The following is a 17,979-nucleotide window of genomic DNA, read 5'->3' on the forward strand; positions in this document are numbered from 1 at the left end:
GTTTAATTAGTTAAAATTTTCATCATGAACTGAATCTATGAAAGACTCTAAAATAGACGTAGTATCATTCACATCAGTATGAATATCATTAAAAATTGATGTAATGGTATCCTTAATTAATTCTTTAGGTAACAGCTTTGCATTTGGTGCTGGCCTAAAGTATAAATTCATTGGGAATCCACCTTTGTTAGTTGGAAGCTGATACTTTACATCCAACTGTTTCGCTCCTAGCCTTTCATAAAACTTAATTCTTTTTATTTGATCTTCCCTGCAAGCTTTATCTTGATGGTTCGGTATTTCTACTTCTAAAAAGACACCTAAAATGCCTTCTTTCTTTAGTTCCGCTATTTTGTTAAATAGCAAAGTACCATATCCTGCATTTTGAAACTTATTGTCAATAGCCATATAGTCAAGCCATAGAATTTTTTTATCCGTCTCATATATAAAAGCATATCCAATAATCTCATTAAATACCTTATGCTTAGCGAGCAATAATTTGTATTTCTTTTTGCTCATAAGTGCTTCTAAGTGTTTATACTCTTTTCTTTCGTCAAGTGCAAAATCCTGTTCAAATCGATCGTATACCGATTTCAAATCATGATGTGCTCCTTCGATGATCTCAATATCATTAAGTTCTCCTGAAACAAATTTTTGAAAGTCGGATTTGAACAATCTTATATTGTGCTTAAACCAGCAGTAATGCAATCTGTTTTCTTCAAACATAATAGGTATCCAGGTTTCAGATAATCTAAATATACCTTTCTTATCCTTTTGCCTATCATATATTGTTTCCACCAGATTCCAGCACATGTTTGCATAAATATGATATTTCTTTTTGAACATGTCTTGGTTGTCAAGTTTGTAATACCTAGATGTTTTTTCATACTCTCTTAGCTCTGGATTATCAAGTCCAATTTTGAGTAAATCTGAGTATTGTTTATCGATGTCTAAATAGGATGAATCCAAGCTAGATGACTTATAGATATAGTACGTGATTATGAGTGATAATAATGCGAACATAACTGAGATGGCAGATATTAAATAATTTATCATAGTGACCTCTTTTTGATTAATATATTTATTATGTAATTCTAACCTTCAACATTTAACCCAGTTCTTAATCGAATCTTTCTTTCTTTATTATATCATTTATAAATATGAAGTAAAGCACTAAAAAACAACCCAACGCACGTCTGCGTTGGGTTGCTAAATAGTGGCATTTCTTTAATCTTTTAAAACTTATTTCATTGTACCAAACTCTTAAGAGCGAGATACAAGTTAAGATATTATTGTCTTGTTACAGTAATTGTAACGTTAGAGAAAGGAACTCTTTGTGTAATAACAACGTCTGCAGATCCACCAGCATTAGTTACGTTGTATGCAGCATTAATTGTTGCATTCGCAGTTAAAGCAGCTTGAATCTTAGCAGCTGTTGTTGCAGTAGTATCTGTAACAAGAACAGCTACAGTAACGTCTTGTGTAATCGTTCCATCAGTTAATCTAACTACGATGTTACCAGTTGCAGTTGGAGCAGCAGTAACAGTTGCAGTAGCAACTTCTGCATTTCCAGCAGTAGCAGCAACACCAGGTGTAGTATTAGCAGCAACACCGATTATAGCAGTTGTAAGGTTAGCGTCATCAATTGCGATTGATACATCGCCAGTATTAGCTATTTGTGTAAATGTAATTGCAGATGCAGCACCACCAACTGTATATACCGCTGTGATAGCAGCATTTGCAGCAATTGCAGTTCTAATATCAGCTGCCGTATCATCTGTTGTTCCAGCAGTATCATCTTCAAAGTCTACTAAAACGTCTACCGTAATTGTTCCATCTGTAAATTGAACAGTTTTAAATTCGTCTGTTGTTGATTTAGTTGTAACAGTAATTGTTTCAACTCCAGCAGTACCTAAAGTAGCAGCAACACCAGGTGTTGTTTCAACAGTAGCAGCCAAAGTTACTCCAGCATTAGCAGCAACAGTTCTTCCCGCTTTGTCAGTTGAACTTGGTACATAAAGAGTAGCTGTTTCAGCACCATCAGTAGCTGGTGATTGAATGCTAATGTTTGATTCAATAGCTTTGATAATTGCTTCAGCAGTTAATGGAGTTGATAATGTTAATGTCAACACATTACTTGCTACGGAAGCACTACTTACTGTTTTAAGAGCGCCATTACTTTCAACTGTAAAGTCGTTAGTGTAAAGACCAGTAATAGTACCATCAATTGGAGCACTAAATGTAATAGCAACTGTAGTAGTTGAAGGTGAAGCTACACTAACTACAGCAGGAGCAACAGCGTTTTCTTCAACTGCTAAAGCTGCACCAGCGAAGTATGAAGCCATAGGAATGCCTTCAGCAGTCATTGTGTTTGCAACTGCAACAACAGTTGCTAAAGTAGCAGTGTTTCCTAATAATTTAATAGCGTCCATTTTTCCAGTATTTGTAAAGTTTAAAGTTACAGTTTTTCCAGAAATTAGACGTGTATCAGGTGTTTGGCCACCGAATGTAATCTCTGCAACATCAACAACTGAAAGAATTTCACTTGTATCAAATGTTACCCATACTTTACTTGAATCTGCTTGTACTTTAACAGTAGAACCATCAATTGTAGGTTTAGTTGCAGCTGCAGCTGTTGTAATAGCAATATCAGCCGCTCCACCTGCGATTAAGTTACCCGCAACATCTCTAACTCCTACTATTCTAAGTCCCGCAACTATAAGATCTGCAACACTACCTGGTGTTACTGTTAATGATCCAGGGAATGTAAGTTCAATAGTTTTATTATCAATTTGTGATAATGCTACACTAGATGGTAATGCAACAATTGTGCCATCACCTTCTACATAGAAGTAGTTTGCTTTTTCAAGCATTGTAGCGCTCATTGCTTCATTAAATTTAACTCTTACTTTGTTTGCAGTTGTAGTTTCATATGCAGTTACTGTAGGAGCAACTGTATCTGCAACTGTAATTGTTTTTGTTACTGTATCAATTTTATTTGGTGTAGCAGCAACGTCAACAATGTTTTTAACTTCTAAAGTATAACTAGGTTTAGCAAGTGGTGAAACACCAGTAGTTAAAGTAATGATAAAAGTATCATCATTTCCAACTCCATTAGTAGAATTAAGGATTGATGCAATTCCACTTGTTGAACTAGCTATAGTATTTCCATCAACATCTTTTAACTTATAATTTGCGAAATTAGTACCGTATGCACCATTAACTGTTTCACTAAATTTAACAGTGATCTTAGCTCCACCTGCTACATTTGATGATAAACTTACGCTATCAACAAGTGGTTTCACAGCATCATCTCCAGCTGTAAAAGCTACTCTTTGATCATCATCAGCATGTACGGAGTTACCAAAAGCATCTTTAATGTCTTTGTCAACTGTTAATACATTAGCACCTTTAGCAACTGTGCTTGAAGCAAATGTTAATTTAACTTTTGATTTACTTCCAGTATCAAATGCTGCAGTTGTTGCATTTGTTGCACCAATTTTGTAGTTTGAAGTAAGTTCTGCACCATTTATTCCAGTACCTGATTCCATATCTCTATTAAATTGAACGTAAACGATTCCATTTGTTTCACCAGTAACTGATGTAATAGTTGGTGCACCAGTAACTGATTCAATAGTAAATGATGTACTAGTTTCAACAGTTCTGAATCCAGCAGTATCTTCAAAATTACCTGTTTCTCCAGCTGGTACTGTAAAAGTATGTGAACCAGCAGTTAAAGCAGAACCAAAAGTAATTTCTAATGATTGAGCATATCCAGCATCTGTAGCTTCGTCACCAGTTGTACCTAGTGATCCTAAATTGTTTGTAGTGATATTGCTTGCTCCGAGTGAAGTAACCGCAACACCATCAATTTTAAGACCAGCATATGAAAGGCTAATGTCAACAGGCTCACTAAACATTACTGTTACTTTTTTGTTTCCTGTAGCAGTTACACTTGCAACTGTAGGAATTGTAACATCAGCGAAAGTAAGTTCTGTTTCTACTTTTGAAGTAGTAGCTTTTCCATCTTTGCTTAAAATACCTGCGTTAACAGTAAAATATTCTTTTTTGCCTTGATCTAATCTAGTGTTCATAATTACAATAACTGTTTTTCCATCAGCTTGAAGTACTGCTGCATCAGCTGTACCTAAAGATGAAGTACCAATTTTGTAATTTGCAGTGTTTTCTGCATTGTTTTCGCTAACTGGTTGTGTAAATACAACTTTAACTGTGTTTAAGTTAAGAGCTGTTACAGATTCTACTGCAAACGCAATAGGAGCTTCTGCTTTAACGCCAGCTGCAATTGCTTGAGCTGCAGTAAATAAACCTTTTGCAATTAATTGATCAGCTAAAGTAACCGCTGGTGTAACACCTTGTACTGTAGCTTTTAATGCAGCATACATAACTTCTGCAGCATTAGATTTTGTGTAAGTTGTAGCTTCAAGAGTTGCACCAGTTGGAACAAGACCAGCTGAAACCGCTAATGTAGCTGCGTTGTCCCATGCTAATGTTGTGTCATAACCTAATGCTCTTAATTGGAATGCTACGAATTCTTTTTCAGTTAACTTTGCTGCTGGAGCAAAAGTTGTAGCTGAAGTACCTACTGTGATTCCTTTTGAGAATGCTAGAGCTGCCCATCCTGCTGACCAACCTTTAACATCTGTAAAAGGTGATGTAGCAACAGCTGCGTCTGCATCTGCTTGTGTGTAGCCTAATGATTTGAGAATCATTGTAAGACCTATTTCTCTTGTTAATTCTGTACCTAATTCTGCATCTGTAGTGTTAAGAAGCAGACCGAGGTCACTTAGTTTCGTTACTGTAGTAGATTCTGCTGCAAATGCAACTGTAAAAGTCGACATCGTTAATGCAACAGCAAGAACTAAAGCAACTACTTTTTTAAAATTTCTCATAATTTGTTTCTCCTCCTTTAAGGGTTTGCGTTTATGGAAGGTTGTTCCTTCTCACACATGGTAAATTATAGCACTTAGTAATAAGCCAGTCAATATATTACTTAAGATGTAATACTTCTGTAATAGAAATAGCCATCAAACCATAATACATGCTTGCATATTAACTGCTTTTATTATTATAATCCATAAACTACCAATAATACAAGTTTTTTCCCGATTTGTAATATTAGTGTAATAATTAATCTATGTATATTTCATGGTTAGTTAACATAACATTCGGATAGTCAAAACCATTGACAATTTTCCAAAATATTGGATAATATATAGTAGATGTTGATTGACTTGGAGGACTATTCATATGAAAAAAATCGTATTAACAGGTGGTGGCACCGCTGGCCATGTAACACCTAATATTGCTTTAATAGATGCCCTAAGAAGCGAGGGCTATGAGTTGTATTACATTGGATCACATGATGGAATAGAGCGAAGCTTAATTAAGGATACAGGAATTCCTTATTATGGAATATCTTCTGGTAAGCTGAGAAGATATCTAGACCTTAAGAACCTTTCGGATCCTTTTAAGGTAATGAAGGGATGTTACCAAGCTTTTAAACTTATAAAAAAAATCAAGCCTGATATCATATTTTCTAAAGGCGGCTTTGTTAGTGTTCCAGTAATTATTGGAGGTAAGCTCAACGGTGTGCCGGTAGTACTGCATGAATCTGATATGACTCCTGGTCTTGCAAACAAAATTTGTCTACCCTTTGCGAGCAAGGTATGTACTACCTTCTCCGAAACCCTTAAGCATTTGCCCAAAGAGAAAGCCGTTTTCACGGGTTCTCCGATAAGAGAAAGTCTTATCACTGGTGACCGAAGCCTCGGCCTGAAAGCTTGTGGGTTTAACGAAGATAAGCCGGTCCTTATGATGATTGGGGGTAGTATTGGAGCAAAAAGGCTCAACGATACTCTAAGATCAATTCTTCCAGATCTATTAAAGAGATATCAATTTGTACATTTATGTGGCAAGGGAAATATTGATACTTTATTAGAAGGGTTAGCTGGTTATAAACAATTTGAATATGTTAAGGATGAGCTTCCTCATCTGTTTGCTATGACTGATATCGTTGTTTCAAGGGCAGGTTCTAATGCAATATGCGAGCTCTTAGCTCTGAAAAAACCTAATGTCCTTATCCCTCTTCCTGAAAGCGCTAGTCGTGGAGACCAATTGCTGAATGCTGCTTCCTTTAAAGAGCATGGATATAGCTATGTATTACAAGAAGAGACTATGACAGGCGAAACGCTCTTACAGGCCATCGACGAAGTATACAACAACAAGAACCAATATCTTGACCATATGCAACACAGCAAGTCGAAGAACGGTGTGAAAAATGTGGTTCGAGAAATTGTCAGCTTAGAAATGCGTTCTTCCGGAAAATAGAAAAAGACATCCAAATCAGATGTCTCCTAGTATTTAGTATCAACAGCTGTATTCAAACTCACATTTGATGCAGCTTTTTTCATGTTAAATGTTGCTTCCAATTTCAAGTGCTAAATTATCCATTTCTTCCTGGGTAAATTTCTTGGTTGGCCAGTTGAATTTCAGGCCATCTCCAGCAAATCTTGGAATTAAATGCATATGAAAGTGAAAAACTGTTTGCCCGGCAATCTCTCCATTGTTTTGTAAAATGTTCATACCATCGCAATTAAGCACTTTTTTCAATGCTCTAGCTACCATAGTTACAAACGCAAAGAGCTTCCTTGCAGTTTCAGCATCTAAATCGTAAATGTTTTCAAAGTGTTCCTTCGGAAATATGAGCGTATGTCCCACACCAGATGGAAACACATCAAGTATAACCTTAAATTCTGAGTTTTCATATATTGTAGCTGAAGGGATTTCACCACTTACTATGCTGCAAAAAACGCATTTTTGTTGTGACATGTTTAGGTCTCCTCTTTTAAAAATAAATAACCCATTGCCCTATTCATTATACTAAACGATATTCTTAACTTTTTCAACTCTTTTTTCTCAATGAATTTTCAGGATCACATAAGTCGAACTCATAAGACATGCTTTCTGCGACAATTTTCGACATTACACGACACAATTCAACTCGGCTTTAATTTACTTTAATATTGTTTTTTTGCTTTTTATATTTATCTATTTAAATATAAATTGTATTTTATTATGTTTTCTGCTATCATGGTTATTGGGTGATGAATATGGAAGATTTATACAATAAAAGTATGGGTTTAGCTTGTGCTAAAATTGCACATGAAATCAAAAATCCCATTGCTATTATTGCAAGTACACTGCAATTAATTGAAATACAATTTCCTGATGTAAAAAAAAATAAACATTGGCACAAATTATACAGCGAGCTTGACTTTATAAGTACACTACTCAATGATTTTAATAAATTAAGCAATTCCGAGGATTTTGATTTTGCTCTATTAGATCTCGGCGAACTAATCTCCGAAGTCGCAGACAGATTCGAACCCTTTGCCATACAAAACCAAGTCGAACTTAATCTTGTACTCCCTGATGACATCTATAATGTCAATGGAGATGAGATTAAGCTTATGGAAGCTTTTACTAATTTACTTAAAAATGCAGTTGAAGCTGTCTCCATGTGTGGTAGGGTGCTTATTTCTCTTTCAATTGAAGGCACTTATGTTGTGGCAACAGTTGAAGACAATGGCTCTGGCATAGATGAGGATAAGCTTTCATCAATTTTCCTTCCCTTTGTTAGCTACAAAGATAACGGAACCGGCCTCGGACTTCCTATTGTAGCTTCCATAATAAATAAACATAGTGGAATACTCGATGTGATCAGCAGTCTTAATAACGGTACTAAATTCATAATCAAACTTCCCTTGCACCCATTTTAAATGGGTGTTATATTTTACCATTCTAACCTACGCATACTTTCATTTATTCTTACCATAATAGTAAATGAAAGGAAGTGATAAACTTGAAAAAGAGCATAAAACAAAAAATAGCTCTATTTTGTCTCACCTCAATTATGATGTTCTCCATGATATTCAGCCAACCTATCGTTGCCAAGGCTTATGTATTTAAATGGAGTAATATTAAAGAAATCGAAATTACAGCTAACCAACTTAATATCAGAACCGGACCAGGTACTTCTTACACAGTAATTGGAACCTTATCACAAGGAACCGTTGTCAGTGTTGTCGGAACCCTAGGCGGTTGGTACGTCATCCATACCGAACGAGACATGATTGGTGTAATCTCAAGCACTTATACACGAGTAAAGAGCTACTACAATACCACCTCCCAGACACCGACGGTACCAAAGACACCAACACCAACTCCTTCCACACCTAGTCCAACCACCCCAACTGACAAATATAGCTATGCTATTACCTCAGATGAGCAGCAAATGATTGATTTAATCAATTCGGAAAGAAGCAAAAATGGCCTTTCCTCACTTAAGCCCGACATGAGCCTAATGAAAGTTGCAAGAATCAAAGCCGAAGATTTATCAATAAACCAATATTTTGCCCATGAGTCCCCCAAATACGGTTCCCCCTTCAACATGATGAAAACCTTCGGAATCACTTACAGATCCGCCGGTGAAAACATTGCAGGAAACAGTACCGTCTCAGCCGCTCACACCGCGCTTATGAATAGCCCCGGTCACCGAGCAAACATCTTGAAAACCAATTTCAATACAATCGGCATTGGAATTTACAAAGATTCTAGATATGGAAAGGTTTTTGCCCAAATGTTCATAGAAAAATAAAAAGGTAGGCCATTTAAAGTGCACCCCAAAATGTTAGTCACGAATCTAATGTTTGGGGTGCACCTTATGAACCTACCTATAATGTCTATATTTTTGGAAATACAATGCTCAAATCTACAACTAATTCCGGAAATGTGAATACTGTTACTTTATCATCCTCTGTATATATTTCTGGTCTACCATACCTATCACTACTCTGCAATGTAAATACACTGATGATTTTTCCTTCTGGCTCAACAATCCAATATTCTTTAACTCCAGCCTGTTCGTATTTATTAAACTTTATTACTCTGTCATGTTTAATTGAAGAAGGAGACATTACTTCAACTATTAGATCCGGAGTTCCATTACATCCTTTTTCATCAATCTTTGATTTATCACAAACAATAGTAATGTCCGGTTCAACAACTTTTTTAATATCTTCATTTTGCTTTTCATCACCATTTGTTAATCTAACACAAAACGGAGCAAGATAAGCCTCACAAGTCTTTCCTTGCAAGTAATTTGCAAACTGTCGGTACAACTCACCGGTGATTAATTGATGTGATGGTGATGGAGCTGCTTGCAAATAAGGTACGCCGTCAATAATTTCCCATCTTTCATCTTCCGACCATGTTAAGTAATCCGCATATGTGTATTGTTTTTTTTCTTGCAAAAATGACACAAAACCCACTCCTTTATCTTAATACCAATACACAAAGTCGATCGACTTTGTGTATTACGTTAACATTTATTCGTTCGACTTTGTGTATTGTATTTACATTTAGTCGTTCGACTTTGTGCTTGGTGTTTTTATCTTTGATTATTATAAGCTGACCCCAGGAGGTATATGTTCATTTTTCGCCAGACCGGCCGAAGGGTAAGGCCAGAAAAATGAACATATACCTCCGGCCTTTTAGTTCTACTTCGCCAAATCAAACAACCCATCCAGTTTATAAACGATTGTAAAATCCCCCTTGGCTTTAATCTCCCCAGTCATAAACGCCCTCTGCACCGTCATCTTCCCATCCATAACCTTACCCAGAACCTCTTCATCCAAATGAATAATCGTATTAAAATCCGTCACCGCTCCAAAATAAACACTCAACCTACCATTCCTCAAATCCATCACAAAATTCTTATTAGCTCTATCATTAATAATCCATTGAATCTTACAACTAACAGCCTCTTCCCCACCAATAAACGCGGCCTTAAAGATCTCCGGCTCAGTTTTCGTAGCCTGTATCTCTTTCGTACTAAGCTTCTGCTTAAATAAATTAGCAATATCCTCAATATCCTTCTGTTGCTTTTCCATAAACGCATCATAATTAGGAATAAACGTATCTTGCCCTTCATAATCCTGTCTTGCTATACCATTATTATTATCCCACACCGTCTCAGTATAGGTATAATCATTCTCTTTTCCACTTGAAACTTCCATAAATATCTTATTATTCCGAATACTAGTCGGTAAATTCGGTCTGTTTTGATGCGCTATTCTATAAAACTCTTCCGTTTTCTTATCAATAGAATTCAACATCGCTACATTCGTTTCTAACTCCACGGATTTTTTTATATTCGCACAGATGTTACCACCTTCAACTCCACCAAGCAGTTCCCATGATTTAATTAAATGATTATATGTATCTCTCTCATAGTGCTGCTTGCTAATTACAACACCAAATAAGTAAACGTCACTAAAATAAGTTTTATTCCCGTATTTCCAACATTTGTCTAAAAACAGTTGTAAGTATCCACCAATCCCTAGCCATTCCACCGTGGTTGCAATGACGACTGCTCTAGCTTCTGAAAGTTCGACAAAGAATTCCTGAATATCGTAATTATCCTTATATAAATCAAATCGTACTATACTTGTATTTAATTCTGTCAATACATTACTTATTCGATCTATTGCAACTAAGGTAGGATCATCCGCATATCCATCCCCACCGTAGATGATAATTGCCTTTAGCTTAGAAGACTTTTGTTCAGTTTTGATTGGCTTAGGTTTCACCTTTTTAGGGGATATGGTATAAACTGAATCCGTTGTTTTTACCTCTTCCTTAACAATCTCCTTATCAACACGAGCATGATCTATTAGCTTCCTAATCACCTCAATGTCTTCATTATGAACTTCATCGTCGTCCCTATCTAAGACATTTTGACTAAATGGGAGAATTTTATAGACTCGGTTGTTAATATATTTTGTTCTCACCTTTCCGTGCTCAGCGTTCATTTGCAAACGATTATCATCCATTAACGCTCGTAACGGCATTGCACCCAGCGTTACTATAATTTTTGGTGAAATAATACCAATCTCATCTAGTAAATATGGTAGGAAAAATTGTATTTCCTCTTTCTTTGGTGCTCTTGTAACCACTCGTCCAGTCTTCTCATTTATTTTATAGGGGCGATATTTGACCAAATGTGTAATATAAGCGTCTTCTTTTTTAATACCAAGTGCTTCAAGACAGTCATTCAGAGGCTTGCCTGCTCTTCCTACAAAAGGTATGCCTGCATCCTCTTCCTCACTGGTTGGTACATCGCCGATAATAAGTACCCCCGCGTCATAATTACCTGTCCCCAAAACCAGTTGATGAATCTCCTGTGTTTGTTCAGTAATTAAGGTGGAACACTCTTTATATATTTCAGCTATTTTTGCTTGCTTCATCTTTATTGCCTCCTAAATTTAAGTATTCACCTGCGCTTTGGTCAAAATACGCTTTCACATTTACCATGTTCCATGCTGTCGAAAAAACTTTTCTCTTAATACTCATATGAATAATATCACCTATTTTCATTTCCTCACCTACGGGCACATCTATTTTAATTTTATAATAGGTCTTTACCGGGGAATTTTTAATGAAAATGATGTTATTTCCTAACTTATCTTCAATTTTAAAATAACCTTGATCATAAACAATGTACTTGGCAAAGGCATTTTCCTTGCTTTTCATATTTTTATAGCATTTCATGTCTATAATAAATGGTTCCCAGCAAAGGACGGGTACCTCACCATATTTTCTTACCTCTTTTATGAGATATAAAATTCGAAATAGCTCATTCTCATGGTCTTTGTATACATCTTTACAAAACCTTTTCAGAGAAGTGATATGATAACTATTGCTAATAAAATCCGAAAACATTGCCCATTCTATCGATAGGCTTTCTATATCTTTATAAGTTAATCTTAATAAATGACAAGGTAAGAAAGAGCTATAAAATCGTTCTAAAAAGCTTTTGTTGATTTCTTCTAAAGGATCTTCCTTATAATACTGATTTATGTAACGCCGCATGATATCTAACGCTTTTTTACTTGCATCCGTATTAATCTGAAACCGTAGCGCTCTATACTCTAAAAATGTGTTCAGTATTTTTGTATCCAGCTGACATAGCTTTTCTGTATCTTTGTAATCTAACATTATTTATACACCTCTCGGATGGAATTATTTGTATTGCTTCTGCAATTTACCAACTCTGTAGCACAGCTCCAGTTAGTACAAATAGTTTCCGCTTTGAGGGTGTTTTTTATTCAAGTGCCGGCGTCTTGTCTTTACTTTTTCTAAGTACGGCAAAGGTAAATAATATACCGCCGATAAATCCACCAATATGAGCACTTATATCAACATTTGGGCTGACAATACTGATTGCTATACCTAAAATGAAGAAAATGATCATGATATAATCGCTTAGTCCATCGATAGATTTTCCCGATAGCTTGGAGCATATAATAATGCTTCCTATCAAACCATATATTGCTCCACTTGCTCCGGCAGAAATTGCATATGTATCCATAAACAAGTGACTTGTTAAGCTAAATCCTGTGCCAAATAATGCTGCTCCAAGGTAAACGCCTGTAAATTGTAGCCTTGAAATATATTTTTCAAGTCTAGAACCAAAAATAAACAAACTAAAGCAGTTAAAAAACAAATGTGTTGCACCTATGTGAATAAAATTAGCTGTAAAAAGTCGCCAATACTCCCCACCCTCAATAACCAATGGTGCGTAAAGCGCACCAAATTGAATGAGCACCTCGCTGTTATAGGAGCCACCTAGAGCTTCCATGGCTAGCCATATTCCTATGTTTATTAACATAAGAAGTAGTGTTAGGATAGGTAATCTATCTTTTTTTGTCAATTTCAGTCGTACTACCACATCTGCCCCAATAATTGCTTCTAGGTCCTTTTCAAGACGAATCACACTATTGATCTGATTGCTAGGTATCACCAATTCATTCTTTGAGGTATCAATAATCCAATTAATATCAATGAAATCTTCTTCAAGCTGAGGAGGTATATTCACCTCATCATAAACCCGCTTAGCATCATCAATTAAAATTATATTTACCAAAATCACCTTGTCTGAATTGATATGTGTAAATTGATTCTTTGTCAGAATCTTGTATTGCATATATTTTTGAATATCTAATATATAATTATGGTCTAGTTCAATTAGGTTAATTAAATACAAGCTACTTTTTTGGTAAGTTGCATACATTTTAACCGTTTCACTATCTGTTGGAATTCTTTCAAATTCTCGTTCAATAAAGTACTCATTAATTTTGTCAAATAACATATCGGCCTCACTTATTTTCTATCCCATTTTTTAATAAATAATTCTACATAAGATTTGAAAAGCTGCATACAGGTAACGAAGATCGTAATTTGATAGCCGAATTTCATATCTCTACCTATTATTCTAATGTTCTTTGAAAATAAGTCAATCCTAATATTGGTTTTTTGGATTATTGACCCCTTTTTCTTTTCTTATCCAGCAAAACATCTATATGGCTGTTGTCTACCCCAGGTGATTTTGCCTCTTTTTTCTCTTTTTTCTCATTTATTTTGGAATTCGCTTCGTTTTCTCGTTTTTCTTTTGTAGGTTTTGTGCTTTGCTTAATTGATCCCTGGACAGTACCTGTTGTTTGCGATACGGCTTTCGTTGCTTTATAGGATTGAATGCTATTTTTTATTTCTTTTCCTTTGCTGGAAAGCTTCTTGATAAATCGGTCAATAAATGCGAAGCTTACGTTGGTTTTTCTTATGATTATCTCACTCATAAATAAGATTAGTCCAAGCAAAAGCAGCCAGTTGCTAATATTGTTGCTACCTACCACTGGTGGTACTTCACCCTTAAATACCTCTTTGGCATCCTTCAGCACTCTCCCTCCAGAAATTTCCGCGATTCTTTCAGGGGTAATTCCACTATCACTATAAAAGTCGTATTCTGGCGAATATCCTACATTTAAACCTGTCACTATTTTCTCAGTCACTCCTTCTGATTCTAGGAGCATATTAATCATGTATACGCCTTCACCCGAAGCCTCAAAGGTTCCGGTATAAGTACCTGGTGCTGTTGCTTCTAATATAACTTCCGTTTCCTCACCATCAGGAGTAACTAAAATACCCGATATTTCAGAGGCAGATACAGCTTCTTCACTTATACTTTTTACAGTGATTACACCTTTACCACCTTCATATTTCGTCTGAGCGCTGTATTTCTTATCCATATCCTGTTGGACCATCCAAGAAATCAAATTCGTCCAGAAGCTTGGACTCTGCTCCCAAGTGAGCCATTTACCTGTCCATAAACCATTGGCATCTGAAGTCCAGGCAATGGTTCTTCCTAAGCCATACTGTCCAGTTGCTAAGATCGGATCGTCTTCAGGTCCAGCAAGTAGAAGCTTTGAAGTAGCTTTTATTGTGGTTGCCACATATCCATCTAATTCTGGAACCGCTTCAATCCCCTTCATTATTTGAGACCAATTTATTAGGGTTGGGGAGAAGGTTATGTTATTTAAATATTTCTTACCTGCCATAAAGGCTTCCTTTGTGAATATCGAAGGAATGTCAGAGAATTCATCCGTTAAATAGTATCTTCCTCCTCCTGCCTGCGCTAAAGTTTTGAGTAATAATTTATCCGAACCCTTACCAACAGCTACTGTAGATAAGGTAATACTATTGTCCTTTAAATTTTTAATTGCATTTTCATAGCCTGATGTTTCTGCTTGACCATCTGTTAATAATATAATGTGTTTCAGCTTCGTATCAGCATCAATAAGCACCTCAACTGCAGCCTCTAAGGATGGCCTAATACTAGTACCACCTCCGGGGACTATTGTAGCAATTTGATCCTGTAAGGCTTGCTTGTCTTTTGCTAGTTGAAGGTCTACAACCCATTTTGTCGAATCATCAAAGGCAATTACGCCAAGCATATCCTTGGGTTCTAGAACCTCCGTTGAACGTATTGCAGCTTCTTTGGCTAACTCAAGCTTAGAAACACCGTATTGACCGTCTGTCATACTACCAGACTTATCTATAACTAGAACCAACCCAAGGTTCGGCTTTTCTTCCTTTGGTTTTACATCAATGTTAACTGGAAGCATTTCTTCAAGAACGGTTTGATAATAACCTCCTGGACCGTAACTACTATCTCCTCCCGTTACCAACAAGCCTTTTCCTTGATTCTTCACTACATTTTCTAAATTTGATAAAAACTCTGCGCTAAACCTTTCTATGGAAATGTCTGCGAGAATGAAACCATCGTATTTGATAAGGGATTCCAATGTTTGAGGGGCTTCCTCTGGTGCTTTTACTTCGATGGTAACATGTTCCTCTAACATTTTAATGATTTGTTCACCTTGACCATCCTCATCCTGGATCAGCATAATAACTGGTTGGTCATTGACCGTAACAAAGGAAGATAAATAATTATTTTCCATGTACGTATCTTTTTGCGGGATAATTTCAACACGATAAGAAAGAACTCCACCAGAAGAAACGGTGTCCGTAAATATAAATTTATTTGTTCCAACATCTAAATCCACTTGTTGTTCATGCCTTATGGAGTTTCCTGCATAGAGTAAAATTGTTGCTTTTGTTTTGATATTACTTTCTATGTGAGCTGCAATATCAATTACTTGATTTTTTCCTGCTTTCTCAGGCACGAGTACTTGGCTTAATTGAACCTCTTCAAAATCACCCTTAATCATTGGGTATACATCAACAATTGTTCCGTTTTGTTGTAAGGCTCTTATTTGTCTTTCACTATCCCCCACGTTTTCAAGTCCATCTGTAATCAGTACCATTCTTTTTTTCGTATTTGGTGGGAAAAGCGCTGCTGAGTGGAGCAAAGCACCACTAATATTTGTAAAATTTCCGTCTATAGAGGTTTGAAACCCGTTAAAAATCGTTTGTTTGGATGGCTCATTTTCAGTCGAGCTATCTGCACCAAAACCAATGATTCCTGTCAAGTCATTGCTTTCCTTTGATTTTAATGCATCTGAAATGAATTTTTCAATAAGCTTTTGACGATCCGTAGTACTGTCTGATAAATCGCTCACAAAAATAGTGGTGGTGTCCTTGGCAGTTTTCACCAGACTCACTCCACACATTGATAATATGATTAAAAAAGCAGTTAGCGTTCTTAAAACTAAGAAAACCTTTTGCCTAGTGGTCTTTTTTGCATATTTCACAAAGGATAATATGATAAGCGGCAGCACCAGAAGGATAAGCCATAACGGGTAAAGGTACTCAAAGTTTAATCGCATTGATTTTCCTCCTATAGTGATAAATAAACCATTCTGCCACTGTAATTACCAAAACAACCATACCTAATATGATAAACAAGCTTTTTTTATTGCTTACCTCAAGCTTATTACTTGTAGCTTCGGAATTTTCTTCTTCAATAGCTGCTCTTAGTGGCACATTTACCCCAAATCGTTCTATTGTTTCTTTTTCACTTGATACTTGCACGAGTGTATATAGTCCTGTTGAATTTGTGTTTTTATAAAGTGTTTCTTCATTAGAAATATCCAAATGTTCCTTCAAGCCCTCAGGATTTAACACGTAAGCCTCTTCCGTATTTGGAAGAATTCTAACTCCCATTCCTTCTCCTGCAGGTATGCTTGAGGAATATAACATGCTATTAGGAATTAAATAGCCGGCTGCATTGGTCATAAGTATAGGAAAATCAACGACCAAAGGCAAGTCAGTACTATGAAGATCAAAACCAAAGGTCACAATTCGAACTCCATGATACGTACCTGCAAAAGCACAGACTCCGTACTCCGTATCTAGTACATCATCAGCCCAAGTAGGTACTTCATATATTTGCGTAGATCCGATTGCAAAATCAGGCTTATTAAGATGCGTAGTTATTTCATGACCTGCCGAAAAGAGCTCAGGATTTTCTGCATAACCCAGAACTTCAAAATATGTATTTTCTGGAGGATCAAATAACAGAATTGCACCATCCGTTGGCAAAGTTGTCGGCAATACGCCGTCAAATATATATAAGTCAAACCCCTTTAATGTATCAATATCCTTAGGTTCTGCTTGATATAATTCAATGCCTTTGTTAAGCTTAAATACCTTTTCCAAGAAAACATTTGACCCTGTAACCAACACTGCTTTTTTGATTTGCTCTTTTGCAATAGTCGTATAAGCGATATTGTCCACTACCAGGTTATCTTCACGGTCAATTTGAACCTTAAGCTCATTAGTTGCTAGCGGCACCTTATCAAAAAACACCTTCGCACTTTCATGTGGTTCAATTTCAACCTGTTTTGCATCTAAAAACAACTCATCCGCATATAAGCTAATGGGGACGTGTACTTTCGTCTCACTCTCATTGGTTATATCTGCTAGGACTCGCATTTCTGTGGCTCCTGTGTATATTGTATAAGCAATATTATGAACTGCAATATTGTTGTTGTCTTTTGAAACGACTACATTTTCAGCACCCGGGAAAGCTCTATCTCCGAAGTAAACAATCGTTGTACCTTCGTCTTTTTTTAAAGCTGCCGTTGCTTGAAGTGCAAGATTTATATCGCTATAAGCATCAATAGCAGATAAGTCCTTAATTGAGGATGCCACTAGACTGTGATCCGTTTCATCTGTTAAGAGAATTTCTGGTATGTCCTTTAAGGAAATAAGTGTTACTTGAGCCTCTTTGTTTAACTGCTTGATATAGGTAATTGCTTGTTCTTTGGCATATTCCATTCTTGTAGGTTCTATATCTGTTGATTTCATAGAAACAGAACAATCCACAACTAATATAACTCTATCTGGCATTTGGCTATTTTTAATAAATAGACCTGCTAGCATAAATGCAATGAGTAACGCTATGGCAAGTTGTAAAAACATTAATAAGCTACTCTTAAGCTTTTGAAACTGTGAAGCTGATTCAATTTCATTTGACATCATCTTCCACAAGTAAAGGCTTGGTAGCGAATAGGGTATGTTTTTAGGTCGTAGCATATATAAAATGATAATAATTGGCAGGCATATTAACGCGGTTAAACCTGCAATGTTAAAAAACCCCAT

The 17,979-nt window shown here is 36.2% G+C and carries 12 protein-coding genes; 3 read left to right on the forward strand and 9 right to left on the reverse strand.

Features of this window, described 5'->3' with window-relative positions:
- Nucleotides 1-6: 6 nt before the first annotated feature.
- Nucleotides 7-1,053: a hypothetical protein gene (locus CVU84_15370; protein ID PKM93556.1), complete on the reverse strand. Its 1,047-nt coding sequence runs from the start codon at nt 1,051-1,053 to the stop codon at nt 7-9.
- Between the two features lie 233 nt (nt 1,054-1,286).
- On the reverse strand, nt 1,287-4,907 hold the full coding sequence (locus tag CVU84_15375) for a hypothetical protein (GenBank protein PKM93557.1): 3,621 nt from the start codon (nt 4,905-4,907) through the stop codon (nt 1,287-1,289).
- A 358-nt stretch (nt 4,908-5,265) separates the two neighbouring features.
- On the opposite strand from CVU84_15375, the gene CVU84_15380 reads away from it, so the two are divergent.
- The gene (locus tag CVU84_15380) at nt 5,266-6,345 is read left to right on the forward strand and encodes an undecaprenyldiphospho-muramoylpentapeptide beta-N-acetylglucosaminyltransferase (GenBank protein ID PKM93558.1); all 1,080 of its coding nucleotides are present in this window, start codon (nt 5,266-5,268) and stop codon (nt 6,343-6,345) included.
- 84 nt (nt 6,346-6,429) lie between these two features.
- On the opposite strand, the gene CVU84_15385 is transcribed toward CVU84_15380, so the two are convergent.
- A complete protein-coding gene (locus CVU84_15385; protein PKM93559.1) occupies nt 6,430-6,846 on the reverse strand; it encodes an HIT family protein in 417 nt (138 codons plus the stop codon).
- A 275-nt stretch (nt 6,847-7,121) separates the two neighbouring features.
- Here CVU84_15385 and CVU84_15390 point away from each other — a divergent pair, with 275 nt between their 5' ends.
- Complete coding sequence (locus tag CVU84_15390; GenBank protein ID PKM93560.1) at nt 7,122-7,796, forward strand: hypothetical protein; 675 nt, start codon at nt 7,122-7,124, stop codon at nt 7,794-7,796.
- 95 nt (nt 7,797-7,891) lie between these two features.
- On the forward strand, nt 7,892-8,674 hold the full coding sequence (locus CVU84_15395; protein ID PKM93575.1) for a hypothetical protein: 783 nt from the start codon (nt 7,892-7,894) through the stop codon (nt 8,672-8,674).
- 85 nt (nt 8,675-8,759) lie between these two features.
- Here CVU84_15395 and CVU84_15400 read toward each other — a convergent pair whose 3' ends face one another.
- The 6 genes from CVU84_15400 to CVU84_15425 form a co-directional block, all read right to left on the reverse strand.
- Nucleotides 8,760-9,338, reverse strand: coding sequence for a Uma2 family endonuclease (locus tag CVU84_15400; GenBank protein PKM93561.1), 579 nt, complete (start codon nt 9,336-9,338; stop codon nt 8,760-8,762).
- 237 nt (nt 9,339-9,575) lie between these two features.
- Nucleotides 9,576-11,324, reverse strand: coding sequence for a hypothetical protein (locus CVU84_15405; protein PKM93562.1), 1,749 nt, complete (start codon nt 11,322-11,324; stop codon nt 9,576-9,578).
- Nucleotides 11,302-12,075, reverse strand: coding sequence for a hypothetical protein (locus CVU84_15410; GenBank protein PKM93563.1), 774 nt, complete (start codon nt 12,073-12,075; stop codon nt 11,302-11,304). Before CVU84_15410 ends, CVU84_15405 begins: the two co-directional genes overlap by 23 nt.
- A 106-nt stretch (nt 12,076-12,181) precedes the next feature.
- Nucleotides 12,182-13,228 carry a hypothetical protein gene (locus CVU84_15415; GenBank protein PKM93564.1) on the reverse strand — a complete coding sequence of 349 codons (1,047 nt, stop codon included), beginning with the start codon at nt 13,226-13,228 and terminating at the stop codon, nt 12,182-12,184.
- Nucleotides 13,229-13,397: 169 nt separating this feature from the next.
- A complete protein-coding gene (locus CVU84_15420; protein PKM93565.1) occupies nt 13,398-16,202 on the reverse strand; it encodes a von willebrand factor type A in 2,805 nt (934 codons plus the stop codon).
- Nucleotides 16,186-17,979 carry a hypothetical protein gene (locus tag CVU84_15425; GenBank protein PKM93566.1) on the reverse strand — a complete coding sequence of 598 codons (1,794 nt, stop codon included), beginning with the start codon at nt 17,977-17,979 and terminating at the stop codon, nt 16,186-16,188. The genes CVU84_15420 and CVU84_15425 overlap by 17 nt, the downstream gene beginning before the upstream one ends.

It is taken from the genome of Firmicutes bacterium HGW-Firmicutes-1, assembly GCA_002841625.1.
In the GTDB taxonomy this organism is placed as follows: domain Bacteria; phylum Bacillota; class Clostridia; order Lachnospirales; family Vallitaleaceae; genus HGW-1.